Source organism: Hymenobacter terrenus (genome assembly GCF_000972495.1).
Taxonomy (GTDB): domain Bacteria; phylum Bacteroidota; class Bacteroidia; order Cytophagales; family Hymenobacteraceae; genus Hymenobacter; species Hymenobacter terrenus.
Window position 1 is genome coordinate 82,020 of the sequence record NZ_LATM01000009.1, and the last position, 26,006, is coordinate 108,025.

The window sequence follows — 26,006 nt, forward strand, 5'->3', positions numbered from 1 at the left end:
AATTGTCAACGCAATGTCTGCTGCTATTAACCAGCAGCTAAATTTAATGGGCCGGCTCGCTCAGCACGCGCACGGCGGCAGCAGCCTGTGTCAGAAACTGCTTATTCTGCTGTTGGTCGGCGGCCGTGGCGCTGCGGCCCGATAGCTGCCCCGCTAAGCTTATTAACTCATTAGCTGTCCCTTCCAGTTCAGGATACGCTTTCTGCTGCATGGCCCGAATAAGCGCGGCGGCGGCTACGTAACCGGGGCGTAAGCTGGCATTGGGCTCGCCCAACCGGTTGGTAGCACTGGTCAGGTTGTCGCGCTGCTCCGTGATGGTGGGGTCGCGCAGGTCGTCGCGGTCAGTAAGCGCTACCAAAATGCCGGACAGTTTTTGCAGGCCATTCAAGGCATAGTCCGGGGCAGCGGGGTTACCCGCGGCTTGGGCAGCCAGGGTAGCCGGGCTGTAGTCGTCATCTGCTTGCGCGGGCGCAACAGAATCAGCAGCAGCGGGCGGTAGGGCAGCGCGAGCTTGGTCGGCGGGGTTGCTGGTCACCAAGCTATCAGTAGGGGCCGTTTCCATTTCGGTGGAAGTTGTCGAGGTGGACTCATCGGCGGGGTCGGGCCGGAGGAAAAAATACGCCGCCACTGCCAAAACAACGGCGGCGAGGAGCACCAGAATCCACGGACTTGGAGCCGACTTTCTGCGTTGAATATTGATATCAGCCATAGAAGGAATGAAGTTGGTGCTCCGACTTACTAAGCACGGCAAAAAATAGTCAATTTGAGCTTTAGCTTGCCAATTGCTATGGATGCCCACATCTTCATTTTTGCCTTCATACAAAAATCCCCACCAAATAGTATACTTGGTGGGGACTGATAATAGTACCGAATTAGTAGTTAACGGCCAGCTTTTTGAGTTCCTGATACGTTCTCTGCGACTGCGCGTATTGGTGTCTTACGGCCCGGCGCACAGGTCCGGAGAGAGTGCGGTCGTCGAGAGCCTCTTCGTAGGCTCTGAGCGCCCATTCCTCGCCGTAGATATTGGAGCCGAGAATGGCTTTTTCATCGCGGCCAGTGAGAGCGGCTTTTGCATCCATCCACCCGCGGTAGAGCTTGCCCTTTAGTGTGGTACTGGTTTCTTCATCAATGCCTTCCTGGCTCAGATAAGCATTCAGCTGGTTGGCAAATTGCTGGCTCTGAATCACCAGTTGCTTGTAGTAGCCACGGAGCCGGGTGTCTTTGCTTTCCTCAACGGCGCGCTGGTAACCCTCGATTCGGTCGTTGACGAAGTACAGCAGTTCGTGTAGCGTTGCGGCTTGAGCGCGGCCCTTGCGACCACGACGCAAAAGATAAGTTGCTCCCAAGGCTAGCAGGGCACCACCCGCTACTTTTTGAGTAGTACTGAGCTTGTTGAAGCTCGTCACGCTTGTGCTACCAAAGTTTTTTAGCGAAGTCGGTACCTTGCCAAGTATTTCGGAAACATTACCTTGCTTCAGCCACTGCTGAGCCTGATTGATTAAAGAGTTGGGCGCATTAGAATCATCCGTGCTAACGGAGAGAGAGGATTGGAGTTGACTCATGATGAAGAAAGGAGCATGATTAAATGAGCCATTCCTTACGACCAGACAAACCCGCATGTTAGGCCGAGCTTGGCTAATCAAGCACATGGAACCCTTCGGCATCGCGTAGTCCTCAATCAGCGCTGGCCTTCCTTAATTAGATTTTATACGCTAACTATCAGATATTAATACGCTCTAATAGCGGCGCTTAAACACAAGTTTAAAAGGCCCGAGCTGTCTCCTGTATTTTTTTCTATGCTGTGACCGGCCGATACAATTTAGCCAACTGCGCTACCGCGTAGTCCACTTCAGCAGTCGTGTTCATCTTGCTCATCGAGAAGCGCACCGTCGCCCGGTCAGGGTCACAGCCCAGGGCTTCGAGCACGTGCGAACCTGCTTGCGCGCCACTGGTACATGCGGAGCCGCCCGAAGCTGCCACTTTGCTGATATCCAGATTGAACAACAGCATTTCGCTGATGGCCGACGGCGGCAAACTCACGCTCAGCACAGTGTACAAACTTTGGTCGGCCATCTCTGAGCAGCCATTAAACTGCACATCATCAATCTCAGCCCGCAGGTTAGTAATGAACCGGTCCTTAAGGCCTTGCACATGCGCCTGATGTGCTGCTAGGTCCCGCGCAGCTATCTCTAAGGCTTTAGCCAGGCCCACAATACCATAAACGTTCTCGGTACCTGAGCGCACGTTGCGCTCCTGCGAGCCCCCGTGGATAAGCGGGCTCACCTGTAAGCCACTTCGGGTGTATAAAAAGCCCACACCCTTCGGCCCATGAAATTTGTGCGCCGAACCCACCAGAAAGTGGTTTTTCAGCTTCTGCACATCGTGCCGATAGTGCCCGATGGTCTGAACGGTATCCGTATGGAACACAGCGCTATGCTGGGCACATATTTCGCCAATGGCCGCAATGTTATTCAGGTTGCCGATTTCATTATTGGCGTGCATCAGGCTGACGAAGGTGCGGGGCTGTGACGCCAGTAATTCCTCGAGATGTACCAAATCCAGTCTTCCCCGGTCATCATGCCGGAGGTAATGCAACTCGATTTCGCCGCTTTTCTCTAATACCTGCAGCGGGTGCAACACCGCATGGTGCTCTAGCGGTGAAGTGATGGCATGCTTCAATCCCAGCGTACGAATGCTGCCGAAAGCGGCATAGTTATCGGCCTCAGTACCGCCGCTGGTGAAAGAAATTTCGGCTGGCGCGGCGTTAAGCAAGTGTGCTACCGTTTTGCGGGCGTTTTCAATGGCGGCCCGCACTTGCCGGCCAGGCCCGTGCAAGCTGCTCGGATTGCCGTAGTGCTGGCTGAGAAAAGGCATCATGGCTTCCAGCACCTCCGGGTCGAGCGGCGTTGTGGCGGCGTTGTCGAAGTAGGCGAAGGTGGGAACAGTAGGGAACATATAATGGGAATAAGACCGGAAGCCACGCGTGGGTGCGCGCAGCGTTCCAGGGTATCGTTATAAAAATCTCGGATCTTCAATCGAAATCAATCCGAGAGCACAGCCCGCTCATTTGATAACAAGCGGCTGTTCCGGCCTTCTCCCTTATGTGACAACCAGCGTTAAGCCTTCACCGCAATTATCTCTTTGATATCGCCAATTATTTTTTGGGCCAAATAATCAGCCGTCGCATTGGAATCAGACTCGGCATAGATGCGAATAATCGGCTCGGTATTGGACTTGCGTAAATGCACCCACTCCTTATCAAACTCGATTTTCACCCCGTCAATCGTATTTACGGGATGTTTGGCATAGCGCTTCTGCATTTTGGCTAGCACATCATCGGTGTTGATGTCCGCAGTCAGTTCAATTTTATTCTTCGAAATAAAATAGCCTGGATAAGAGTTGCGCATCCGACTCACGGTGAGGCCAGACTTAGCCAAGTGAGTCAGGAATAAGGCGATGCCCACCAAAGCATCGCGGCCGTAGTGCAATTCCGGATAGATAATACCGCCGTTGCCCTCCCCGCCAATTACAGCATTGGTTTCCTTCATCTTGGTCACTACGTTCACCTCTCCCACGGCGGCGGCAGAGTATTGCCCACCTGCCTTCTCAGTCACGTCGCGCAGAGCGCGGGTGCTGCTCAGGTTGCTCACAGTATTGCCGCCGCCTAGGGTTTTTAGCACGTAATCGGCTACGGCCACCAGTGTGTATTCTTCACCAAACATTTGGCCGTTTTCGCTTATCAGCGCAAGACGGTCTACATCAGGGTCTACTACAATACCGAGGTCGAAGCCGCCTTTTTCCAATACTTTGGCAATGTCACGGAGGTGCTCGGGCAGCGGCTCGGGGTTGTGGGCGAAGTCGCCGGTGGGCTCGCAGTGCAGCTTCTCAATAGTGGTTACGCCTAATGCTTCGAGCAGTTGGGGCACGGCAAAGCCTCCCGACGAATTTACAGCGTCCACTACCACCCGAAAGTTCCGCGCCCGAATGGCTTCTACATCTACCAACGGCAAGCTCAGAATGGCTTTGATGTGCTTTTTTAGAAAAGTCGCGTCCGTCGTGTACTGTCCCAGCTTGTTTACCGCAGCAAACTCAAAACCCTCGCTTTCGGCCAGCGCCAGCACTTGCTGCCCATCAGTATCGGAGATAAACTCCCCGTGGGCGTTCAACAATTTAAGCGCGTTCCACTGCTTGGGATTGTGCGAGGCGGTAAGAATAATTCCTCCAGCAGCCTTTTTAGCGGGAACGGCCATCTCCACGGTGGGTGTTGTGCTCAAACCCAGGTCGCACACGTCAAGGCCCAAGCCTTGCAGTGTGGCGGCCACGAGGCGGCTGACCATCTCGCCCGAGATGCGGGCATCGCGACCAATTACAATTAGCTTACTGTCTACGGCTTGGGTCCTTATCCAGCTGCCGTAGGCGGCGGCGTACTTCACCACATCAAGCGGTGTCAGGCCCTGCCCAACCGGCCCGCCGATGGTGCCGCGAATGCCGGAGATTGATTTTATTAAAGTCACGTGGGTAGCTTTTTGAAAGACCAAAATTAGGCATTAGCAGCCGGTTGGCGACACTGGCTTATATCTTTGGAATAATGGAAAATTCTGCTCTTGATTCTAACGCTCTGCTTAACGATGCCCGACGCCCGACACAACTCGAAGCGTTTGGTCGCTTGCTCGACGTTCTCGACCGCCTTCGCGTCGAGTGCCCGTGGGATAAAAAGCAAACCCTGCAAACGCTGCGCCACCTTACTATTGAGGAAACTTATGAAATCAGCGACGCTATTCTGCGCGATGACCTGCCAGACCTCAAAAAAGAGTTGGGTGACGTCATGCTACACCTAATTTTTTATGCCCGCATCGCCGCTGAAAAAGGGGTTTTCGACATCGCTGACGTGCTCAATGCCCAATGTGAAAAACTCATTTATCGCCACCCACATATTTATGGCGACGCCAAAGCCGACGATGAGGAAGCCGTGAAGCGCAACTGGGAACAGCTCAAACTGAAAGAAAAAGGGAATGACAAAGGCGTACTTGGCGGCGTGCCCACCTCCCTTCCGGCTTTAGTGAAAGCCATGCGTGTTCAGGAAAAAGCCCGCGGCGCTGGCTTTGATTGGGAGCAACCTGAGCAGGTGTGGGAAAAAGTAAAGGAGGAATTAGGAGAATTTGGCGATGAGTACAGCCATGGCAACCCCGAGCAGATGAACGCCGAGCGAGCCGCCGATGAGTTTGGTGATTTACTATTTTCGCTTGTGAATTTTGCGCGCTTTGCTGGAATTAACCCCGAGGAAGCGCTGGAACGCACCAATCGCAAGTTTATCAGCCGCTTTCAATATCTCGAAAGCGCAGCTACGGCCAATGGGCAGCGTCTGGCTGACCTCAGTTTGGCCGAAATGGACGTGTATTGGGAGCAGGCCAAGCGCCGGGGCTCAGAACCCAACAGTGCCATTTAGCGTTGCCATATTTCTACCCTACACTATACTACCTCTATATTAGCCTTGATCAAGTTTTCTTTGGTCGGGCCATACTTTTTGGTTAGGTTTGCCTAGCTAAGGCGGTGAAGTGGGTAGTTTAGACTTCGGTAAATACCATTTACATCCTTCCAGTACGGGATTATCGATTGTTCTTTTGCCGCTCTCTGCGCTCCTAACCAATTTTTTGCTTTTTCTTTACCCACTCAATTCAACCTATTTCACTTAACAACCTCCAAACACTCCGGAACAATGGAACAGAAAAATGCCATGAATACGAGCCCCCGGCCTGCCGCAACGGCCGCCAAAGCCGAAGCCCAAAGCAGCGGTGGTGCCTCGCTGTTCTCCGTCCTGGTTATCATCCTAGCCTTTATAGTTAGTGTTGTCGTTTACAAATTTGTCTTAGGTGACGGCAGCCACTTCCAAGGCGGCGACAACAAGAACAACCCTATGGCCGGCGACTACCTCGGCATTGTGTACAAGGGCGGCGTAATCGTACCCATCTTGATGACCATGTTGCTCTGCGTAATTACGTTCTCTATCGAGCGGGCGCTCACCATCAGCAAGGCTAAAGGCAGCAAAAGCATTGAGGCCTTTGTACGCACCGTACGCCAGAAACTAAACGCCAACGACATCAACGGCGCCCTCGCCGCTTGTGACCAGCAGAAAGGCTCAGTAGCCAACGTGGTGAAAGCCGGCCTGTTGAAGTACAACGAAATGTCGCGCGAAACCAACATCGGCACCGACCAGCGGGTACTTGCCATCCAGAAGGAAATTGAAGAAAGCACCGCGCTCGAATTGCCGATGCTGGAAAAGAACCTCGTTATCATTTCCACCCTGGCTTCCATCGCTACCCTGACGGGTCTGCTCGGCACGGTGTTCGGCATGATTAACGCCTTCGCCGCTCTGGCGCAGGCCGGTAGCCCCGACGCTGTGGCTCTGGCAAACGGTATTTCGGAAGCCTTGATTAACACGGCTCTAGGTATCGGTACCTCGGCCCTCGCAATTGTTGCCTACAACTACTTCACCAGCAAAATTGACGAGCTGACTTATAGTATCGACGAAGCTGGCTTCAGCATCATCCAGACTTTCGCTGGTCAGCACGGCAGCAATGCAAACGCGGGTCAGCCGGCTCGGACGGTTTAATTCAGTCTTTCACTGATGCACTAAAATGCGGGGTGGTTCGTTCAGCAAAACAGAACGAATTGCCCCCTTTTAATCCACCTCCCAATGCCTAAAGTAAAACCGCATCGTACTTCGCCGTCGCTCGATATGACGCCGATGGTGGACCTGGCTTTCTTGCTGGTGACTTTTTTCATGCTCACCACCAAGTTTGCGCCTGAGGAAACGGTGGTAGTAGACACACCGTCTTCTATCTCGGAACTCAGACTCCCCGAGAGCAACGTGATTACGCTTACCATTGACAATAAGAAACGGGTGTTTTTTGGAGTTGATGATTCGAAAACCAAAGTGCAAATGCTGCAGAAGGTCGCTGCCAAGTATGGTGTGAGCTTTACGGCAGCTCAGGCTAAGGAATTCAGCAATTTGCCCAATTTTGGCCTTCCTATTAATCAATTAGGTTCCTACCTCAGTGTTGAAAAGGAAGAGCGGAAGCAGCTGAACGCTCAGCAACCCGGCATTCCAATTGATTCGGTAAATAATCAGCTCATTGACTGGGTACTGGAAGCTCGCCGGGCCAACCAGGCCCTCTTCAAAAAGCCTACTTACATCGCAATCAAAGGCGACGGCAACGCCGATGTACCGACGGTGCAGCAAGTTATCAAGCTTTTGCAGGAACGCGACATCAACCGTTTCAACCTCATCACGGACTTGGAGAATAAGCCTGTCGCAGCTGCTCGATAAACCCGAGCAAGCCGCACAAGCGTTTCTCTTTCCAAGTCATTCACTTCAGTAAATCCCATGGCAGAAATTCAAGGAAAAGCCGATTCCGGTGGGAAAGGTGGAAAGAAGCGGGCCAAGAAAATGTCGACCAAAATCGACATGACCCCAATGGTGGACTTGGCCTTCCTCCTGCTCACCTTTTTCATGCTGACCACCACCTTCGCCAAGCCTAACGTGATGCAGCTCACGATGCCGGTGAAGAAAACCGATGATGTGGAGGATACCAAAATCAAGGCTTCGCAAGCCATGACCATTCTCCTTGGCAAAGACAATAAGGCGTACTATTACTTTGGTCTAAACACGCCGAATGATAAGACCGTACCCAAGCCCGAGCTGAAAGTGACCAACTATTCAGCCAATGGCATCCGGCAGGTCTTGTTGGAACGCCAGCGCCAGCGTCCCGAACCCATCATCCTCATCAAACCAACCGAAGACGCCAAGTATAAAAACATGGTGGACATTCTGGACGAGATGAACATCACGAACCAGAAGAAGTACGCGCTGGTGAAGGTGCCCAAAGAAGACTTGGATCTTATTAAAGAAGCAGCCCTATGATGGACAACGCGCAAATTGCCAAGGCCAGCCTAAATGATATCATTTTTGAGGGCCGCAATAAGGCATACGGAGCCTATGTACTCCGCCGCTTGTACCAGCGGCACGTTACCCGGGCGCTAATTATTTCTACAGCGGTTTTCCTATTGCTGATAGCCTTCCCGCTCATTTCGCAATACCTGAAAGACAGGATGCCGAAGGAGCCCAAGAAGAACCTGCAGGAGAACGTGCTGATGGACGCTCCACCTCTGGACGAAACCAAGCCCCCACCCCCGCCTCCGCCTCCTGAAGCACCCCCACCCCCACCTCCCAAGCTCACCACCATCAAGTTCACCCCACCGGTGGTGAAAAAGGATGAAGAGGTGAAAAAGGAGGAAGTGCCGAACCAAGACGAACTCAAGGAAAAAACCGTAGCAACCGTAACCGTACAAGGAAACACGAATGCTCCGGACCTAAGTGAACTGGCTAGCGGTGAAGGTGATAAGGTAGTAGAGGCTGTCGTTGAAAACAAAGTCTACACCTACGTGGAACAGATGCCGGAATTACCCGGGGGCGGTGGTAACGCAGCCATTGTAGCGGCCATTCAAAAAGCTGTTAAGTATCCGCCACTGGCTCTGCGCAACCAAGTTGAAGGACGCATCTTTGTTAGCTTCACAGTAAACCCAGAAGGTGAAGTTTCGGATGTGAAAGTAGTAAAAGGGCTAGGCTCTGGTCTAGATGAAGAGACAGTTCGGGCGGTAAAAACCCTACCTAAATTCATCCCCGGCAAACAGAACGGCCGCGCTGTTAGCGTATCGTTCACCGTACCGATTACCTTCAAAATTCAATAACTTGCGGTTCTAGTGTAAGCTGGACCTAGTCGAAACCCCGGATTTGGCCTCGCGGCTTGGTCCGGGGTTTTTCTTATCCACGCTGGTTGAAATAGGCTACAACAATTTTGTATGCTTGCATACTAATACTGTAGTGTAATGCGTTGTAGAAGAGCAGTGTAATGGCAGACCCACCTGTCCAAGCGGCTTGGGGTTGATTTTTCGCTCGATTGCACCACATACTCTTACAAAGTGTGAGAAACTAATCCTATGCTGCTACCTCTCGTAGCCGCTTGGTCGACGGTGACAATGACGCTGCACAGTAGGTGCTAAACCCACATTTTACACAATGCAGAAGTGAAGTCAATAGTAAATTCCTCCGCCGCCCAATGTATACTCAGTTTACCTTACCAAGACTAAAGTCGATAATGTCTCTGGGCGTAATACAGGCACTACCCCAGTCCACTCAGCATCAGAAACGGCTCCAAACTTGGTAAGAACTGCCGAGATAATGCCAGATTTAGTAGGTGAACGGTCTGCATTGCAACGCGACTTGCCGGAAACGCTCGCATTTACTTGCAGCTGCTTTGACCACTCAGAATTCGACATACATATATAATAAAATTTATGGTGTAGGCCAACGGCAGCACTAGCGAAATACTGGTTTTCGAAGGGTTCGGGTAAAGCATAGAGGAAGCTGCGGCTCGTGTGGTGCGTGAAGTACCGCCTAGATGCTGGATGTGCAGAACCATCACTCCGCGCCGGCCCGGTCCACGTTACCAATTATCTTTCAACCTGAATCACAGCTCATGGCCCTGTTTAATTACTGAAATTGTGTAGCCTAAAGCCGAAAGTTATCCATAGCTATGAAATACGGCTAACTTTCGGCTCTTTCGTGGACTGATTTTGTTATGACCACATTATTAGGCCGAACCTTTACCAGCGGCTTAACGGTTTATAACCTCTCTAACTTTTGCATTATTCCATTTATGCTTAACATTCCCACTACCGAGGAACGCCTCGGTAAGTCGCCTCAGCGCTTAGTGCGTTACTTTGTGCTGTTGATGGCCCTAGTATATCTGGGGTTGGGCGCTTGGTTACTCTGGTCAGCTGGCCAACCAGCATCTGGCGCCTTAGCACAACTAGGCCCTATGGCCCGGCGGGTATTGGGCGCAGTTTTCGTCTTTTATGGGTTGCTACGGTTTGGCCGGGGCTACCAACAGTATTTTCGCAATAAATCCTCTTTGAACGACCATGATTAAGCGTGCTCACCTTCTAACCACCGGTGCTGTGTCGGTACTCGCCGGAACCATTGCTGTAGTGGCCTGCAACGGGCCCGGCTCACCAGGGGCTCAAGACACGCCCACAAGTGGCACCGTTGCCGTAAGCGTAGACGAGACCTTCGCCCCTGTCCTGCAAGCTCAGGTCGACACGTTTGCCAAGCTTTATCCCAGTGCACACGTTAAAATGAGTTTTCAGCCCGAAGAAAAGGTAATGCTGGACCTCATCAACGACAAAGTGAAACTAGCGGTAGTGTCGCGAGAGTTAAATGCGGAAGAAACCGCTGACTTTGCCAAGCAAACCATTGTACCGTATATCACGCGTATTGGCATCGACGGCCTAGCCATTGTGCTCAATCGAGCTAATCCCGATTCACTGTTGACGGTAGCGCAGTTGGCTGATATTTTCACCGGCAAAACCAGCAACTGGCGCCAAGTGAGCGGCAAGAAAGGGTTGACGGATATCAACGTAGTGTTCGACGCCAACCGGAGCAGCACTGCTCGCTTTGTACGCGACTCTGTGACGCACGGCGCGCCTCTAACCAAACGAGTGTTTGCGGCGACATCAAACCCAGCATTACTTGACTATGTTGCAACGCATCCTAGCGCCATTGGCATCGTTGGAGTAAACTGGATTTCGGACCGGGACGACCCGAACGCTATGAAGTTTGCGAACAAAGTGCGGGTGGCCAGTATTACAGCCCGCCCCAACCCCAAGCCCGACGACTACATTCAGCCTTACCAAGTGTACTTGGCAGAAAAAACGCCCGCCCAGCTAGCTGAGCATCCCGATTTGCAGAATTACCCATTGCGGCGCAACCTTTACATCATCAGCCGGGAAGCGCGCGCAGGGTTGGGCACAGGGTTTGCATCATTCATTGCTGGCAAGAGCGGACAACTGATTTTTCAGAAGGCTGGCTTGTTACCTGCTCAAATGCAAGCTCGCATCGTTACAACATCCAAACTGTAAGCGCGCTTTACGCGTACCATTTTTTCATTGCTTTTTCATTCTTTTTCCCTTCTTATGAGTTTCAAGCCCTGGAAACAGCCGCTGCTCGCTGCCTTCGCAATGGTAGCAGGCACTACGGCGGCCACCGCCCAAAACGTGCAAACTGCTCAACGCGCAATTGAATTGGGCCGTTATACCGAAGCCCGTACCATGCTTCGCCCCGGCGCTACGCCCGAAACTGCTTTCGAGCTAGGCCGCCTTTATCAGATGCGCGATATGCCCGATTCGGCCGCGTTTTATTTCAATAAAGCAGCTGGTGCCACTCCCTTCGGCCAAGTAGCTGCGGGCCGTGCCTTGCTCGCTAAAGGTGAACTTGCTCCCGCGGAAGCTCAGTTTGACGCGGCAGCCAAAGCCACTAAAAACAAAGACGCCAAAGTACTGACCATGATTGCTCAGGCATATGGCGAGTCTGACCTCAAGCAAATCGGTAAGGCTGAAACGTACCTGACTGCTGCTCAAAATGTGTACAAGAAAGATGACCCAGCCCTGATGGTGGCCCGCGGTGATATCTTCTTGCACACTGACCAAGGCGGCGGACAAGCTATGACCAGCTTCGACCGCGCTATTGCTGCCAATCCCAGCTATGCACAAGCCTACTACAAGAAAGGTGTATTGAACGTGCGTTCGCGCAACTACAACGCAGCTCGCGAAAGCCTTAATAAAGCAATAGAACTGGACCCCAGCTATGCTCCTGCCTATCGCGAGCTGGCCGATATGTACTACTATGCCGGCCAATACGAGTTGGCCTTGAGCACTTTTCAGAAGTATCAGGACTTAGCTGAGAAATCGCCAGCCACGGATGCTCAGTACGCTTCGTTCCTATATCTTACAAAAAAGTATCCCGAGGCTCTGACGGAGGTAAATAAGGTGTTGCAAAGCGACCCGAACAACCTGACCATGATTCGCCTCCGTCCGTACTTGTTGTATGAGACCGGTGATTTTGCCGCTGCCGCCACAGCGATGGACGCATATATGAAAGCTGTTCCGGCTGATAAGATTATCCCGGAAGACTATTCGTATCAGGGCCGCATTCTGGCTCGTGCTGGCCGTGCCGATGAGGGCATCACTGTTCTGAATAAGGCTATTGCTACGACGACCGAGCCCGCTAAAAAGGCTGAACTACAGGATGCGCTAGCTACCGCGTACACCTCTAAAAAAGATTATAGGAGCGCCATTGGTGTGTATAAGGCCAAACTAGCAAATGGTGGTGACCTCACTGACCAGTTCCGTCTAGCCACGGCTTTCAACAACAGCAAGCAATACACTCAGGCCGACAGCGTGTATGGCATCATTAACACGGCTAAACCGGCCTATGCTCCTGCTTACCTAGCCCGGGCGCAAGTAAATGCCAGCAAAGACCCCGAAGCCAAGCAAGGCTTAGCGAAGCCCTACTACGATAAGTATATCGAACTATCGAAAGAAACTGGTGCCGACCCTGCCAAATTCCGCGAAGGCTTGGTGCAGGCTTATGGTTACCTTGGAGTGTATAATTTCCAAAAAGGTGATAAAGCCGCAGCCTTGTCGAACTTCGAACAAGTACTGGCTTTAGATCCTGATAATAAAGGTGCTGCCAATAATATCAGCATCCTTAAATCGAAGCCGGCCGCTCCGCGGAAGGCTCCTGCTAAGGCTACTGCGAAGAAGAAATAACTCTGAGCAGCTACTTTTTTAACCAAAAAAGCCCCCAATGCTAAGGCGTTGGGGGCTTTTTTGATTATCTACAAGTCATGCTACTAAATCACGGGTACGATTTAGTAGCCCATGCTCTCCATTTTTCTAACAGGGCCGTGAAGTCTTCAGGCAATTCGGCCTCAAAGAACAATTGCGCGCCCGAAGTGGGATGTACGAAACCTAGTGAGCGGGCATGCAGCGCCTGACGGGGCATGAGTTGAAAAGCACTTTCTACAAAGTCCCGATAGGCACCTGTATTCTGGCCTACCCGAATTCGGTCGCCCCCATACGTGACGTCCGAGAAAAGCGGATGCCCCAAGTACTGCATATGAACCCGAATCTGGTGGGTACGGCCGGTTTCCAGTACGCAGTGTATCAATGTCACCGGCCCGAAGCTTTCCAACACCTCATAGTGTGTGACAGCGGGCTTGCCTTGCTCGCCATTAGGGTACACGGCCTGCACCTTACGGTCGCGCAAGCTGCGGCCAATATTGCCGCGTATAGTACCTGTAGGGCTGGGCGGCGTACCCCATACCAGCGCCAAGTAGCTGCGCTGAATAGTATGGTGGAAAAACTGTAATGAAAGGTGTGTCATGGCAAACTCGGTTTTACCAATCACCAGCAAGCCCGATGTGTCTTTATCGATTCGGTGTACCAAGCCGGGGCGAATTTCACCATTGCGCCCAGTGGGCAAGTCCGCTAAGTGGTAAGCCAAACCGTTAACCAGCGTGCCCTGCCAATGGCCGTACGCTGGATGTACCACGAGCCCGGCAGGCTTATTGACAATGAGCAACTCCGAATCTTCGTACCGAATGTCCAATTGCATTTCTTCGGGCACTACTTTGCCCTCGCGTGGCGGTTCGGGTAGCGTGATGGTGATGGTGTCCTGCGGCTTCACCCGATAATTAGGTTTCACCGGCACGCCATTCACTTCTACTGCCTGTGCCCGAATAGCCTCCTGTACTTTGTTGCGCGAAGTATTACGCAAACGCCCATGCAGAAATTTATCGATGCGAAGCTGCTCCTGTCCTCGGTCTACTACAATGCGATGATGCTCGTAGAGTTCGTCACTACCTTCTGCGTCGTCTGGGTCAATGCCGTCTAATTCTTCCGCGTCTAATTCTGTACTTATCATAGCGACCCTGTTCATATATGAAAAAAGCCGGAGCAAATGCTCCGGCTTTTCCGCTAACAGCGGGGCGAATACCGCTTACTTCTTAGTCTTGGTTTTAGTCTTACTGTTGGCAGGAGTCGCCGGGGCAGGTGATGGAGCAGCTACTGCTGGGCCCGACTTGATGGGTGCAGCAGCACCAGGTGTGATACCCATTTTCTTCAATACCAAATCCGAGATATCACCATCCTTGGGGGCGTGCAACAGCAAAGGGCTGCCACCGCCATCAGAATTGAATACGTAGGTGAAGCCGTTTTCTTCAGCTACAGCATCAATATTCTTTTGCAGCTTATCCAACGCTGGCTTTAGCAGAGTTTGTTGCTTTTGCTGCAACGACTGCTCAGCACTCCGCTGGAACTCCTGAATGGATTGCTGCATGCTCTGCATTTCTTTTTGCTTGTCAGCTTTCACCACGTCGGTCATAGTAGCTTCACCAGCTTGGTAAGCTTTGTATTTAGCCTCTAGCTCCGACGACTTGCTTTTCAATTGGCCTTCCAGTTGGGTATTATAGGCTTTTAGGTCCGATTCAATTTGCTTGCTTTCGGGCATCTGGGCCAACACGTACTGAACGTCGGTATAGCCAATTTTCAAGGGGGCCTGGGCCTGGGCAGAAGTAGTTGCCAGGGTTCCGGCGGTCAGCAGAGCGGCGGCGAGCGTCAGACGAAAAATTTTCACGAGATTCATCAAAAGGGAAAAAGTCAGAAAAATGTTGGGACAAAGGTAATTACTTCGAGCGCTTCTTGGGAGGGCGTGTCGGCTTCGCCGCAGGATTCGCGCCCGCTGCTGGTTCCGGCGTGCCCGAATCAGACTCAAAGTTGGGATCAACGGGGGTTTTGGGTGGTGTCACGGTTTTCACCGCGCCTCTGGGGCCAGGCTGGTTACGGTCCTCCGCTCCCAAACCCAACTCTTCTAATACAAATTCCGTGTAATCATGCGCCGGGTTAGTGTAAAGCATGGTCAGGTTATCTGATTTGTCGAATATGACAGCCAACTGCTTTTTCTTAGCTACCTTCTCACAAGCTTCGAATACCTTGTCCTGCACTGGCTTGTTCAACTCCTGCCGCTTCTTAAACAACTCGCCTTCGTAGCCGAAATGCTTATTTTGGTAGGCTTTGACGTCTTGTTCCTTCTTCAGGATTTCGTCCTGTCGCTTTTTCTTCATGGCCTCTGTGAGCACCACTTCTTCCGCTTGATAATTATGGTATAACTTATCGAGGTCCTTTTTCTGGGCCTCAATCTCCTTCTGCCAAGTATCCGATATTGTGTTCAATTCCAGTTGTGCCTTGGCATACTCTGGCATCTTAGCCATGATATACTCTGAGTCAATCCAACCAAATTTCTGCGCCCGGGCTCCCGATGAAACGAGTAGCAACAATAAGGCCAGTACCAAGCCATTTAAGTTCTTCATACTTGAGGAAACGAGAAATGTCGCTCGCTAGTGTCTTGCTAACGAATTTGCTGGCCAATAATGAAGTGAAAGTGATTGGGGTCTTGCTTGCCAGCGTTTGGAACACTAGGAATTACCTGGTCAAAGCCATGGCCAAAGTCAAAGCCTAACAAACCAAACGCCGACATAAAGATGCGAGCTCCTACCCCAGCTGAGCGGTATAGCTTGTAAGGATTATAGTTCGTATACGCATCGTAAGAATTACCTGCTTCGGCAAAAGCCAGTACGTATACCGTAGCCGCCGGATTAAGGCTGACAGGGTAGCGCATTTCCAACACGTACTTATTGAAGGCAACGCCACCAGCTTGATTGTTTTGAGCTGTGGGAATAGCGAAGGAACTGTTGGGGTCGTCGTAACCCCGCAAACCTACGTAATCGGTGCCCACTAAGAAGTTGCCCCCACCGTTGTAGCCCAAGCCTGCACCGCCCATCTTGAAGCGCTCGAAAGGTCCAATACCCCGTTTGGAATCATAGGTACCCAGATAGCCAAAATGCGCCCGTGTATTGAGCACCAGCTTACCCACGATGGGAGTAAACCACGACGCATCGAACATCCATTTGTGGAATTCTATCCACTGGCTACTATTGGGGTGGTCTGGATTAAGGAGCGAATAAGGAGGTGTTAGATTGACGCTTAAGCTCAGCGAAGAGCCTCGGCGAGTATAAGTTGGGTTGTCAATACTATTACGCGCCAGCGTCGTATTAAGCGTAATATTGTTGGCAAAACCAGTCGAGAAACCTGGCAACAATGAGTAATTCTGCGTCTGGTACTGGCTGACCGACAATGAATTGCTCAGCGTAAAGTAGTCATCTGGCACGCGTAGCTGACGCCCCAAACCCACCGTGGCACTATTTACCTTGATGAACTGATCAGAGGAAGCATCAAGCGCGGCACCCGTGCGCTGAACGCTATGATTTAGGCTAAAGGAGAAAGAGTTAGGGCGGCGGCCACCCAGCCAGGGTTCCGTGAACGAGAGGGAGTACGCTTGATACTGCACCCCATTGGCCTGCACATTAAGTGCCAGCCGCTGGCCGTCGCCCGCAGGCACGGGCGTCCAATTTCGTAGAGTACCCGCTTTACGCAGAGAGAAGTTATTGAATACAAGACCCACAGTACCAATAAAACCGGCAAAACCACCCCAGCCGCCCGAAAGAGTTACTTGGTCCGAGGGTTTCTCAACCACCGTGTAATTAATGTCTACCGTACCATCAGCGGGGTTCGGGATAGGATTGATGCCAATTTTCTCTGGGTCGAAATAGCCTAAAGTAGCAATTTCACGTTGTGAACGGATGAGCAATTCGCGATTGAACTTGTCTCCAGGCAATGTCCGTAACGTACGACGCAATACATGGTCGCTGGTTTTAGTATTACCGGAAATATTGATGTCCTTGATGTGAGCCTGCACCCCCTCGCTAAGGCGCATTTCAATATCAATAGAATCACCCTCTACCTTGGTTTCTACTGGGTCAATGGTAAAGAAGAGATAACCATCGTTGAGATATAGCGAGGAAATATCCTGGCCCGTCGGATTGTAATTTAACCGCTTGTCCAGAATCTCCTTGCTGTAGGTACTGCCTGGCTTGATGCCTAGCACATTAGCCAGTGTCTTGTCGTCATAAAGATAATTACCACTCCAGGTGATGTGGCGGAAGTAATACTTCGGACCCTCATCTACTCGAATACGCAGGGCGAGTCCCTTGTCATCACGCATCAGCGTATCTGATACAATGGTAGCGTCGCGGTAACCTTCTGTATTATAGAATTCCAGCAGTGTCTTTTTATCCTCTTCGTATTCGCTGCGCTGAAATTTGCCCGCAGTCAGGAATTTATACGGCTTCCGTTCCTTGGTTTTTTTCAGCTTGCCTTTCAGCTTACGGTCAGTGAATGCCTTATTACCCTCAAAAGCAATATCATGAATGCGCACTTTCGTACCTTTTTCTACATCAATCCGCAAGGCCACGCTGTTAGACAGAGCTGAGTCCGCTACCTGCACTACATTCACCTTAGCGTCCAGGTAGCCTTTGTTGACGAAGAACTTACGCACTTGCGTCCGCGTGTTATTCAGCAAGGCATCAGTCACTACCTTGCCACGAATCAGGGTAATTTTCTTGGTAAGGTCCTCCGTTTGTCCCTTGCGGATGCCCGTGAAAGTGAACTTTGACAAGCGAGGACGTTCTTTCAAATTATAGTCTAGAAATATTTTATTGCCCTCAATACGAGCAATAGTAACGCTCACATCACCCAAAATGCCTTGGGCCCATAGCTTCCGAATAGATTTACCAATTTCCTCACCCGGAACATTAATAGCATCTCCCACCCGCAAGCCGGTCAGGCTGATAAGAGTATTGGGGTCGAGGTAGCGGGCACCACTTACCGTGATACCACCCAGCTCGTATTTCTTAGGCTCGTCCGCCCCTTGCTGCGCTAGTGCCGGACGAGCCGTAAGGCCCCCTAGTACGACCAGTGTCAGCACAAATCTTACAAATAAATTACGCACGATAAGCATTACAAAAATTTAAGATACAGTGACTTGCTCACTGGTTTTGCCAAATCGCCGCTCACGACGCTGGTAGGCTCGAATAGCCTCTTGAAAATGCTGCTTCCGAAAATCCGGCCACAGCAAATCGGTGATATACAATTCAGTGTAAGCCAGTTGCCACAATAAAAAATTGCTGATCCGCTGCTCACCACTGGTACGAATGAGCAATTCAGGGTCAGGCATCTTCGCCGTTACTAGGTAGCTGGTCACAGTGGCTTCCGTGACATTGGCTGGCGCTAGCTTTCCGCTGGCCACATCTGCCGCCATTCGTTTTGCGGCCTGAGTCAAATCCCAGCGTCCACTATAACTCAAGGCCAAGACCAAGGTCATGCGAGTCCCGGCTTTGGTCAGTTCCATTGCTTCAGCCAGTTCACGTTGACAGCTAGCTGGTAGCGTGCTAATGTCACCAATCGATTCAAGACGAATGCTATTCTTGAGCAGCGTGCTCGTCTCCTGCCGAATGGTGTGCACCAGCAATTGCATCAGAGCCATCACCTCAAGTGCTGGACGGTTCCAGTTTTCGGTCGAAAAGGCGTACAGCGTCAGGTAGCGCACTCCGAGCTCTGCTGCCTCTTCCACCGTTTCGCGAACGGCAGTGATAGCACTTTGGTGCCCAAACACACGTAGGCCACCGCGCTGCTTAGCCCAGCGCCCATTGCCATCCATGATGACAGCTACATGGGTGGGAATATTATGAGTATCTATTTCGGCCTTGCCGGTCATCTTTGCGGTTTCGCTAAAAGAGGACGCAAGTTACGGAAATGGTTGCATTTAGCATTTGAATCCGGTTTGCCATACTCAGCAGGACTAGGGACCCAATAGCACAACAGTACTCCATAGGCTTAGCGTTAAGCGCTACTTCAGCAGCCTCTTACCCTTTTTATACTGGTCGGGGCACCGGATTTTAAAGAACGTGTATGACAAGCTTATCCCACTATAATAATACCAATCCTGGTCGTTCGGATTCACAAGAAGTGGGTCTTGGTCCATCAAATGGTCGAGCTTGTCGGTAAAGGCTTTGCGCACACCTACCTCTAGACCTAAGTTGATATGCTCCGATAAGGCGTACTTAAAACCTACTCCAGCTGGGATAGCAATTCCGAGCATAGAGCCTTCTCGGTTGAAAGATCCGCTCAGAGCAGAGTTGTTAGTTACGGTTTTAGTATTGGCATAAAAGCCGGCAACCCCAATGAACAGATAGGGAGTAAAATGAAGCTTATCAGTTCGGTAATGATAATCCATAAAATTATACTCTACCACAGCCGAGGCCTCCAGCAGGCTACCTTTAGTGTTCGTCTGGCGGTAGCTCTGCAATGGCGGAACTCCCCCATTCACACCCTTCACATTATCGTCGGCCGCTCGCAAAAAACCTACCGTGACCCCTCCCCGTAAGGTAATTGGCACGGAAACGTCCTTGCGATAAAAGGCCGTGAAGGCTGGCCGATTATTCTGCAATTGATAATTAGGAGATATTTCTCCTCTATAATTGGTTGCCCCTATGCCAATACCTACCTCACTAGTGTTCTGAGCACTACTATTGGTGCAAAAAAAGGCACTCCCCGCTTGCGTGAGGCAAGCGAGGAGTGCGATGCGGAAATTCAGATTCGCCATTAAACTGACTGTAGATAAATAAAGCTCAGCCAGCGCCCACGGGCTAGCGGAATTTGGGGTTCTTGATGCGAGGCGTCAAGATGTAGCTCAAAGTTACACCCGTAACGATATACCAGTCGGTTTTATTACCCTTATCGCCACGCGTATTACCTGGAGCATCAAATCCAGCAAAATCTCCGGCACGCGTACGGGTGATACCACTGCCATTATCAAAAGTACCACCGCCGGGAGGGGCAGCAAGGTAGGCTTCAGGGTTTCCACCACCAAAATAAGCCTGGGCAGGGGTTATGAGTTTACCAGCAGCAGCATATTTTCCTCCTACATCATCGAGGTAGTCAGTGAATGTTTTGCGCCATCCGATTTCCAGACTTGCGTCAAAATTACGGTTAATCCGATAACGAACACCACCGCCAAAGGGGATAGAAAACTGTGTCTTGCTATATGCCTTGTCTTGCCCTTCGGTCTTCAAATCAGCTAAGGCAACGTAATCGCCGTTTGCAGCAAGGCCCTTTGGATTATGGTAGAAGCCAGCTAAGCCAGCAAACACATAAGGAACAAAGTCCGGGCGCTTGAGGTAGTTGTTCCGGTTTTCTATTAGGTCAACAATAACCACTCCGGAAGCCTCTAGAATATCATTTCGGAAACTCATGTTCCGGTTGTAACGGAAGCGGGCATCCGGGTCGTCTTTATTAGCTGCTTGTGAGTCATCACCGGAGATGCGGCCGTACGACAAACCAAAGCGACCTGAAATACGGGGATAGAAACGACGAGTAATCGACACTCCGGCACCAACGCGAGTTGCACCGAAGCGGAAGCTCGTGAAATTGGTGACTGGCGTTACGTCGCCGAAATAGTTCATTGCGTTTAGGCTGAAACCTACGGAGTTATACTGCTTCCGCTTGCTAAATTGCTGGGCATCTGCTTCAGGAGTGGCCACAAGGGCCAAACCAAGCACAAATGCCGTAGAATAAGTGAAAATATTTTTCATATGGCAACTAGAATGAGGATGCTAAGGTCGGGTGTTGAGGTTAATGCGAAGAGTGCACAGTTTCAGACGGTGACAAAAGTAGGCGTTATCGGGAACTAAAAAAACTTTCGGTATTCTTTTCAACGAAAAACTCAGTCACTATACCTGAATACCGGATGGATTGCGGCGGTCGAGCCCCCAATTTAATTTGCTGCGCAAGGTGCTGAGGAAGTTAACGTGGTTGAGCTTTACTAAACGGGCGTTGAAAGTTTCGCGGCGAACGGCAATCTGGACGGAGGCTTCGACGGGCAGAGAACGGGAATCGAGCGCTAGCATATAGCTGGTGCTACGACCTTCGATTTCGAAGGAAATCACGCTCTGATCTGACACGACAAGAGGACGTACATTCAGATTGTGGGGGCATACGGGAGCGATAATAAAATTGTTGGTCTGAGGCAACATAACGGGGCCGCCGCAGCTGAGCGAGTAGCCCGTCGAGCCAGTAGGAGTGGCTACAACCAGACCATCGGCCCAGTATGAATTTAAGTACTCGCCGTCGATGTACGTGTGGACGACAATCATGGATGAAGTGTCGCGCTTAAGAACGCTGAATTCGTTGAGACCGAAGTTGAGATTTCCGAAGACATCGGGGTCGGTGTCGACGCGAATCAGACTGCGCTCCTCAATGGTAAAGTGACCTTTATACAGCGCATCAATGGCTTGAGCGATGCGGTCGGGAGTGATAGTGGCAAGAAAGCCGAGCCGGCCGGTGTGGATGCCTAAAATTGGAATCTGGAGATTACCTACGTAGGTTACGGTATCGAGCAGGGTACCGTCGCCGCCGATGCTAAGCACGTACTGAACGCCATGTAGTGAATCGCCGCGGCGGAATTCAGTGGTGCCTTCGGGCAGACGCAGGCGGTTATCGAGGAAGGTGCGGAAGGCTTCACCAATACGCACTTCGGCACGACGTGCGGCCAAGTCGTCGAGCAGTGCTTGGATGGCCGGGGCGGCTTCGTCGTCGAAAGGTTTGCCGAGGATGGCGATTTTCATGCAGAAATGGACAACAGGTTACGTAGTAGAAAGTGGGATTACGTAACAAAAAAATAACCGAATGGGCGAGCTAAGGCCGTTAGATAGGAAATTCAGCCCGAAAAAAATAGCCGGTTTGGCCTAATCCATTTAGAGTGTATTCGGCGGTGAATACCCGGTCGTAATAGGTAACGAGATGTAGCCCGAGGCCAATAGCGCTGAGTAAATGATTGGGAAGGCGGTTTTGAGGCGAAGCATTGGGCGCGACTACGTAGCCGACATCAGTAAAGATATTGAGGTAAAGCGCTAAAGGGATGGTGTTGATTTTAGGGTTGCCGATGGATGGCAGGCGAATGGGAGCAGGATGCAGCAGGCGGTAGGATAAGCCCTGCTGTATCAATCCATAGTGCCGCCCATCAATAACGTACTCATCATAGCCCCGAACCAAATCCTCATAGCCCAATGCCTGAACATCGGCATAGCCTAAACGACGGGCCAGGCGGGCCTGCGCACTGAAGCCAATACTGTAATAAAAATTATGCCCTAGGGCTAGGTAGCGGGCATAACGAAAGTGCAAGGTGGTGAGATTGGGCGTGGCACCATCCAGAAAAAGGCGGTGGGTGAGTCGGACTTGGGTATATTGACCCGTGAGGGGATAGGCAAAGGTGTTGCGTTGGTTGCGGGTACTGGTCAGGGTTAGGGCGAGGTACTCCCTTTGGGTGCGGCCCTGGTAATATTTGGGATTATAATAATTAACGGAGTCGCTAATCTGCTCGCGGTGATAAGATGCATCGAAGGCCGTGAGGAACTGGACAGTATGGCGGAAGCGAAGCCCAGCAGTGACGTAAAACCGTTGAATGGGAAAATTCCCCTCAGTCTTGAGCGGAATGAGGCGGTCGGCTTGGGTGATGTAATCCAGCGTGCGGCTTTGGTAAAAAGATGTGCCTACTCCGAAGCCGATGCGGCGATAATGACCAAGGCCAGGGGCTTCGTAAAACAGCTCATACTTGCGGTTGAAGCCTAGTTGAAGGTTGGCAGCGACCTGCTCATTACGCCCGCGAAAATTGCTACGTATGATGTGTACGCCATAATCTAAACGGCGCCAGCGGTCGGAGCGGTCGAGCCAGGACCGGAGGTTACGGTCGGCCAGCGAGAGGATGGGCACTGGGAAAGTATACAGGCGTTCCTGCACGCCAAAAATAACGAGGAGCTTACCGCTGGCGCAGTTGGATTGGACTACTACCGCGTGGAACAACTGCAGGTTGAACATGCGGCGACGGTTGGCTTCGAGACGGGCTAGCAAATCAGCTAGGACCAGGGTATCGCCTTCATGAAAATCTAACTCAGCGCGCAGAATACGCTCCCTGGTAACGGCATTGCCTGCGAAGAGGATGGCACCAACCGCGGCTCGGGTGACACCCGGACAAGGCACCACGCGCACTAGCGTATCGGTAGGCACCACTACTGGACGGAGTGGACGCGGCAAAGTATCCGCCGGGGTCAGACTGAGCCCGAGGCCAGCCATCAGTACCCGTAACGATAAAAGTATTCCCAGCACCCGATTCTAGACGCTCAGGTATCGCAGGAGAGCATCATAACGCTCCTGCTCGTCTTCACTAGCTACGGCGGTACCACTGAACTGCGCCGTGACGACGTAGCCAAAGCGCTCCAGGGTGGCCGTGATGCGGGCGAGGTTATCGGTATTCAGCTTGAGAGTGAGCCGGATGCGGTATTGATCGACTTCGTCTTGCGCGACGACAGCACTGATAATCTTAGCGTTATTCTCCTCCACGTAGCGGCTGATTTGGGTGAGGGAATAATCGCGCTCTTCCATGGTGAGAACGATGATACCACCCTGCCCACCAGCGGGCTGTTGCCCAAAAGCGGCTAATGCGTCGGCAATGGTGACAACGCCAGCATATTCGTGCTGCTCGTCGACGACAGGCACCAGTTGGATTTTATTTTCGATGGCCAGCTCCATCACGCGGTAGAAATGCTGGTCGGGGCGCACGTAAGCATCCGCATAACCCAGTGACAATTCGGAAAGCAGGGTTTCGGGGTCGTCAAAATCAGCCAAGTCAGCTTCGGTAACCAAGCCCCGGTATTGGCGATTGTCGAGCACGGGCAATTGAGCCACGTGAAATTCGTCGAGCCAGCGTGCTGCTTTGCCCGCCGAATCAGTGCCTTTCAGGGGCGGAATCATTTCGTTGAGTAAGTCTTCGGCGAGCAGGGCGGGCATATTCTTATTACTTATTAATGTTCGAAGGAATAGAGAATTACTTGGTGAAAGAGATAGTAGAAAGGCATGAGATGTCACTTAAAAATAGTGACGGAATAGAGAACAACAATCAACTTGGCAGAAGGATAATCAAGCTACGGCAGGGACGGCTTCAGTAGTACGCAGAAATCGGCGCAGGTAGGCATTAAAACCGGCGGGTCGCTCCATCATCGGAGCGTGGCAACAATGGTCGAGGAAGCGCAGTTCGGCGTTGGGTAGTAAACGGGCGAATTCGTGGGCAACGGGGGGCGGGGTGATGGTATCATTCAGGCCCCATACCAACAGCGTGGGAGCTGTGATTTTGGTCAGTTCTTTGCTCAGATTGTGCCGTTGCGCAGAGCGTGCAATAGCAATGATGCGAAGGCACTTGGAGTTGGAATTCGTAACATTGAACACCTCATCCACCAATTCCTGAGTGGCTACGGTGGGGTCATAGAATGTATAGCCCACACGTTCCTGCACGTAGGCATAATTGCCGCGCTTGGGGAAAGAGCCACCCATACTGTCTTCAAACAAACCACTGCTACCAGTGAGTACCAGCCGGTTGACGCGCTTGGCATTGTTTAAAGCATAGACGAGGGCGATATGGCCACCCAGCGAATTGCCAAGCACCGTGAAGCTCGACGGCAGGGCCAGCTTGGCCACGAAACCTTCGACATACGCCACGAGGCCTGGTACGCCGGCCTGGATCAGAGGCATATCGTAGATGGGGAGCAGCGGGATGATGACGCGGTGGTCGGTCGCAAACTCCCGCACCACATCCTGCCAGTTGCTGAGTGCTCCGAACAGGCCGTGCAGCAGCAGCAGCACCGGTCCCTGCCCCTCGTCCACATATTCGTACCCTTGCTGGTACTGGCGACGCAATTCCATCTTCCTGGTTTCTATTTCCTCGTTGCTGATTTCTAGTTACTTGTCGCCGTTCTAACTGGAAAGCAGCAACGAGAAACCAGAGATACTTAATTGCCGGTTTTGGCAATGATACAACAGCGGAGCCAATTGGCCAAAATTGCCAGTCCATGCGGAGTAAGCAAGGCTTCGGGGTGAAACTGGACGCCGTAGAGAGGGAGCGTGCGGTGGCGCAGGGCCATCAGCTCGGGGGTGGGGCCAGTGGTATGGGCCAAGGGTACTAGGTCCGGCGGCAACGGCTCACTAACGACCAACGAATGGTAGCGCGTAACCAATTGTGTGGGTGGCAAGCCAGCAAAGAGCGGCTCGGAGTTATCACAAATCATATCAGCCACTTTGCCGTGCATGGGCCGGGCGGCTCGGACGACGGTGGCCCCAAAAAACTCGCCCAGCGCCTGATGCCCCAGGCACACGCCTAGCATGGGCTTTTGGCGGTGGAAGGCCTGAATCAGGGCAGGCATTATACCTGCTTGAGCGGGAGTTCCAGGCCCGGGCGAGAGCACAATGCCATCAAAATCCCAAGCTTGAAGCTCCGCCAGCGGTACGTCGTTGCGCCGGACCAGCACCTCGGTCCCAAGCTGGCGGAGGTAATCGGCCAGCGTGAAGGTGAAGGAATCAAAATTGTCGAGCAGCAACAGGCGCACGTTGGAAATGCTGTGGGTTGAATGCTGAGTTATGGGGGTAGAAGCAGGACTTCTAGTTCGGTGTTCAGCATTTAGAGCGATTCGATGGCGCGGACGGGAAACCTCACCCCCGGCCCCTCTCCCCAGGAGAGGGAGTCTGACAGATAGGGCTCCAGAAATGCTCTAACTCTTGTAATTGCTATTGAATGCGGTTTTTATTTTTACCAGCAAGTCTTGGGCGAAGGGTAAGATATAACTGGTGAGTTGCAGGGCCAGGGGGGTAGCCTGTTGCACAATTGGCAGTACTTGTGAGCCGGCCACCAAGCTAGGTGCCAGCAGGTGTAGCCCGGCCAGCCTAGTGCCGTGAAGCAGCAGGCTCAGGCCCAGTATCCACTTGATGACACCAGCGCCACCGCCCAATAAATTATCCAGCACGCCCAGCGGGGTGAGGTGAACGGCGGTTCTGAGCAAGCCACCGAGCAAGTGTACGCCCCACATAATAGCAACAAATACCAGCGCAAATGACACCAGTGGCAGCATTCCGAAAGCATCGCCTACGTACTGCCGAACCAACGGCACAGCCGCTGACAGCAAAGCCAGCCCACCAACTGCGGCTATCACAAAGGCCAGCAGCGAAACTACCTCCAGCACCAACCCGCGACGATAGCCTTTCACGGCACCGATACCGAGCGGAAGCAAGAGCAAAATGTCGAGAGCAGTCATTTCTGGAATGATGAATGGCGC

General features: G+C 51.9%; 24 protein-coding genes. 7 read left to right on the forward strand and 17 right to left on the reverse strand.

The annotated features are described in order from the left end of the window. Nucleotides 1-43: 43 nt before the first annotated feature. From WX88_RS13225 to glmM, 4 genes are all read right to left on the reverse strand, one after another. Entirely contained in the window at nt 44-709 is a 666-nt protein-coding gene (locus WX88_RS13225) for a hypothetical protein (protein WP_156176108.1), read from the reverse strand. A 163-nt stretch (nt 710-872) separates the two neighbouring features. Further along, the gene (locus tag WX88_RS29470) at nt 873-1,562 is read right to left on the reverse strand and encodes a ferritin-like domain-containing protein (protein ID WP_052732664.1); all 690 of its coding nucleotides are present in this window, start codon (nt 1,560-1,562) and stop codon (nt 873-875) included. A gap of 232 nt (nt 1,563-1,794) precedes the next feature. After that, on the reverse strand, nt 1,795-2,955 hold the full coding sequence (locus WX88_RS13235) for a cysteine desulfurase family protein (RefSeq protein WP_046244862.1): 1,161 nt from the start codon (nt 2,953-2,955) through the stop codon (nt 1,795-1,797). Between the two features lie 161 nt (nt 2,956-3,116). Continuing rightward, nucleotides 3,117-4,514, reverse strand: a complete 1,398-nt coding sequence (gene glmM / locus WX88_RS13240) for a phosphoglucosamine mutase (RefSeq protein ID WP_046244863.1) — start codon at nt 4,512-4,514, stop codon at nt 3,117-3,119. Nucleotides 4,515-4,588: 74 nt separating this feature from the next. On the opposite strand from glmM, the gene mazG reads away from it, so the two are divergent. The 7 genes from mazG (at nt 4,589) to WX88_RS13280 (ending at nt 12,666) form a co-directional block, all read left to right on the forward strand. After that, nucleotides 4,589-5,446, forward strand: coding sequence for a nucleoside triphosphate pyrophosphohydrolase (gene mazG / locus WX88_RS13245; protein WP_046244864.1), 858 nt, complete (start codon nt 4,589-4,591; stop codon nt 5,444-5,446). A 270-nt stretch (nt 5,447-5,716) separates the two neighbouring features. Then, entirely contained in the window at nt 5,717-6,610 is an 894-nt protein-coding gene (locus WX88_RS13250; RefSeq protein WP_394331750.1) for a MotA/TolQ/ExbB proton channel family protein, read from the forward strand. A gap of 84 nt (nt 6,611-6,694) precedes the next feature. Further along, nucleotides 6,695-7,327 carry an ExbD/TolR family protein gene (locus WX88_RS13255; protein ID WP_046244865.1) on the forward strand — a complete coding sequence of 211 codons (633 nt, stop codon included), beginning with the start codon at nt 6,695-6,697 and terminating at the stop codon, nt 7,325-7,327. A 57-nt stretch (nt 7,328-7,384) separates the two neighbouring features. Beyond that, nucleotides 7,385-7,921 (forward strand): ExbD/TolR family protein, encoded by a 537-nt coding sequence (locus WX88_RS13260; protein WP_046244866.1) that lies wholly within the window; start codon nt 7,385-7,387, stop codon nt 7,919-7,921. 341 nt (nt 7,922-8,262) lie between these two features. Beyond that, the gene (locus tag WX88_RS31400; protein ID WP_231590697.1) at nt 8,263-8,748 is read left to right on the forward strand and encodes an energy transducer TonB; all 486 of its coding nucleotides are present in this window, start codon (nt 8,263-8,265) and stop codon (nt 8,746-8,748) included. Nucleotides 8,749-9,981: 1,233 nt separating this feature from the next. After that, nucleotides 9,982-10,977 (forward strand): PstS family phosphate ABC transporter substrate-binding protein, encoded by a 996-nt coding sequence (locus tag WX88_RS13275; protein WP_046244869.1) that lies wholly within the window; start codon nt 9,982-9,984, stop codon nt 10,975-10,977. Nucleotides 10,978-11,031: 54 nt separating this feature from the next. Continuing rightward, nucleotides 11,032-12,666 (forward strand): tetratricopeptide repeat protein, encoded by a 1,635-nt coding sequence (locus WX88_RS13280; RefSeq protein WP_046244870.1) that lies wholly within the window; start codon nt 11,032-11,034, stop codon nt 12,664-12,666. 88 nt (nt 12,667-12,754) lie between these two features. Here WX88_RS13280 and WX88_RS13285 read toward each other — a convergent pair whose 3' ends face one another. From WX88_RS13285 to WX88_RS13345, 13 genes are all read right to left on the reverse strand, one after another. Then, entirely contained in the window at nt 12,755-13,837 is a 1,083-nt protein-coding gene (locus WX88_RS13285; RefSeq protein WP_231590698.1) for an RluA family pseudouridine synthase, read from the reverse strand. A 60-nt stretch (nt 13,838-13,897) separates the two neighbouring features. Further along, nucleotides 13,898-14,542, reverse strand: a complete 645-nt coding sequence (locus WX88_RS13290; RefSeq protein WP_052732665.1) for an OmpH family outer membrane protein — start codon at nt 14,540-14,542, stop codon at nt 13,898-13,900. 40 nt (nt 14,543-14,582) lie between these two features. Next, a complete protein-coding gene (locus WX88_RS13295) occupies nt 14,583-15,266 on the reverse strand; it encodes an OmpH family outer membrane protein (protein ID WP_046244872.1) in 684 nt (227 codons plus the stop codon). Between the two features lie 38 nt (nt 15,267-15,304). Continuing rightward, nucleotides 15,305-17,812, reverse strand: coding sequence for an outer membrane protein assembly factor BamA (gene bamA / locus WX88_RS13300; RefSeq protein WP_082116028.1), 2,508 nt, complete (start codon nt 17,810-17,812; stop codon nt 15,305-15,307). A gap of 9 nt (nt 17,813-17,821) precedes the next feature. Beyond that, on the reverse strand, nt 17,822-18,568 hold the full coding sequence (locus WX88_RS13305) for an isoprenyl transferase (RefSeq protein ID WP_046244873.1): 747 nt from the start codon (nt 18,566-18,568) through the stop codon (nt 17,822-17,824). 132 nt (nt 18,569-18,700) lie between these two features. After that, nucleotides 18,701-19,456, reverse strand: a complete 756-nt coding sequence (gene porG, locus WX88_RS13310; protein WP_046244874.1) for a type IX secretion system protein PorG — start codon at nt 19,454-19,456, stop codon at nt 18,701-18,703. Between the two features lie 43 nt (nt 19,457-19,499). Then, nucleotides 19,500-20,444: a DUF6089 family protein gene (locus WX88_RS13315; RefSeq protein WP_046244875.1), complete on the reverse strand. Its 945-nt coding sequence runs from the start codon at nt 20,442-20,444 to the stop codon at nt 19,500-19,502. Between the two features lie 138 nt (nt 20,445-20,582). Further along, a complete protein-coding gene (locus WX88_RS13320) occupies nt 20,583-21,476 on the reverse strand; it encodes an NAD kinase (protein ID WP_046244876.1) in 894 nt (297 codons plus the stop codon). 79 nt (nt 21,477-21,555) lie between these two features. Next, nucleotides 21,556-22,941, reverse strand: a complete 1,386-nt coding sequence (locus tag WX88_RS13325) for a BamA/TamA family outer membrane protein (protein WP_197076782.1) — start codon at nt 22,939-22,941, stop codon at nt 21,556-21,558. Nucleotides 22,942-23,019: 78 nt separating this feature from the next. Next, on the reverse strand, nt 23,020-23,694 hold the full coding sequence (locus WX88_RS13330) for a CBS domain-containing protein (protein ID WP_052732667.1): 675 nt from the start codon (nt 23,692-23,694) through the stop codon (nt 23,020-23,022). A gap of 129 nt (nt 23,695-23,823) precedes the next feature. Beyond that, complete coding sequence (locus WX88_RS13335; RefSeq protein WP_046244877.1) at nt 23,824-24,603, reverse strand: alpha/beta fold hydrolase; 780 nt, start codon at nt 24,601-24,603, stop codon at nt 23,824-23,826. 86 nt (nt 24,604-24,689) lie between these two features. After that, the gene (locus tag WX88_RS13340) at nt 24,690-25,283 is read right to left on the reverse strand and encodes an anthranilate synthase component II (RefSeq protein WP_046244878.1); all 594 of its coding nucleotides are present in this window, start codon (nt 25,281-25,283) and stop codon (nt 24,690-24,692) included. Nucleotides 25,284-25,445: 162 nt separating this feature from the next. Further along, entirely contained in the window at nt 25,446-25,985 is a 540-nt protein-coding gene (locus WX88_RS13345; RefSeq protein WP_046244879.1) for a CvpA family protein, read from the reverse strand. Between the last annotated feature and the right edge of the window lie 21 nt (nt 25,986-26,006).

Bases quoted from the DNA above. Each gene is read 5' to 3' on its own strand.
- WX88_RS13225 (WP_156176108.1), bottom strand. From the start codon at position 709: ATGGCTGATATCAATATTCAACGCAGAAAGTCGGCTCCAAGTCCGTGG.
- WX88_RS29470 (WP_052732664.1), bottom strand. From the start codon at position 1,562: ATGAGTCAACTCCAATCCTCTCTCTCCGTTAGCACGGATGATTCTAAT.
- WX88_RS13235 (WP_046244862.1), bottom strand. From the start codon at position 2,955: ATGTTCCCTACTGTTCCCACCTTCGCCTACTTCGACAACGCCGCCACA.
- mazG (WP_046244864.1), top strand. From the start codon at position 4,589: ATGGAAAATTCTGCTCTTGATTCTAACGCTCTGCTTAACGATGCCCGA.
- WX88_RS13250 (WP_394331750.1), top strand. From the start codon at position 5,717: ATGGAACAGAAAAATGCCATGAATACGAGCCCCCGGCCTGCCGCAACG.
- WX88_RS13255 (WP_046244865.1), top strand. From the start codon at position 6,695: ATGCCTAAAGTAAAACCGCATCGTACTTCGCCGTCGCTCGATATGACG.
- WX88_RS13260 (WP_046244866.1), top strand. From the start codon at position 7,385: ATGGCAGAAATTCAAGGAAAAGCCGATTCCGGTGGGAAAGGTGGAAAG.
- WX88_RS13275 (WP_046244869.1), top strand. From the start codon at position 9,982: ATGATTAAGCGTGCTCACCTTCTAACCACCGGTGCTGTGTCGGTACTC.
- WX88_RS13280 (WP_046244870.1), top strand. From the start codon at position 11,032: ATGAGTTTCAAGCCCTGGAAACAGCCGCTGCTCGCTGCCTTCGCAATG.
- WX88_RS13285 (WP_231590698.1), bottom strand. From the start codon at position 13,837: ATGAACAGGGTCGCTATGATAAGTACAGAATTAGACGCGGAAGAATTA.
- WX88_RS13290 (WP_052732665.1), bottom strand. From the start codon at position 14,542: ATGAATCTCGTGAAAATTTTTCGTCTGACGCTCGCCGCCGCTCTGCTG.
- WX88_RS13295 (WP_046244872.1), bottom strand. From the start codon at position 15,266: ATGAAGAACTTAAATGGCTTGGTACTGGCCTTATTGTTGCTACTCGTT.
- bamA (WP_082116028.1), bottom strand. From the start codon at position 17,812: ATGCTTATCGTGCGTAATTTATTTGTAAGATTTGTGCTGACACTGGTC.
- WX88_RS13305 (WP_046244873.1), bottom strand. From the start codon at position 18,568: ATGACCGGCAAGGCCGAAATAGATACTCATAATATTCCCACCCATGTA.
- porG (WP_046244874.1), bottom strand. From the start codon at position 19,456: ATGGCGAATCTGAATTTCCGCATCGCACTCCTCGCTTGCCTCACGCAA.
- WX88_RS13315 (WP_046244875.1), bottom strand. From the start codon at position 20,444: ATGAAAAATATTTTCACTTATTCTACGGCATTTGTGCTTGGTTTGGCC.
- WX88_RS13320 (WP_046244876.1), bottom strand. From the start codon at position 21,476: ATGAAAATCGCCATCCTCGGCAAACCTTTCGACGACGAAGCCGCCCCG.
- WX88_RS13330 (WP_052732667.1), bottom strand. From the start codon at position 23,694: ATGCCCGCCCTGCTCGCCGAAGACTTACTCAACGAAATGATTCCGCCC.
- WX88_RS13335 (WP_046244877.1), bottom strand. From the start codon at position 24,603: ATGGAATTGCGTCGCCAGTACCAGCAAGGGTACGAATATGTGGACGAG.
- WX88_RS13345 (WP_046244879.1), bottom strand. From the start codon at position 25,985: ATGACTGCTCTCGACATTTTGCTCTTGCTTCCGCTCGGTATCGGTGCC.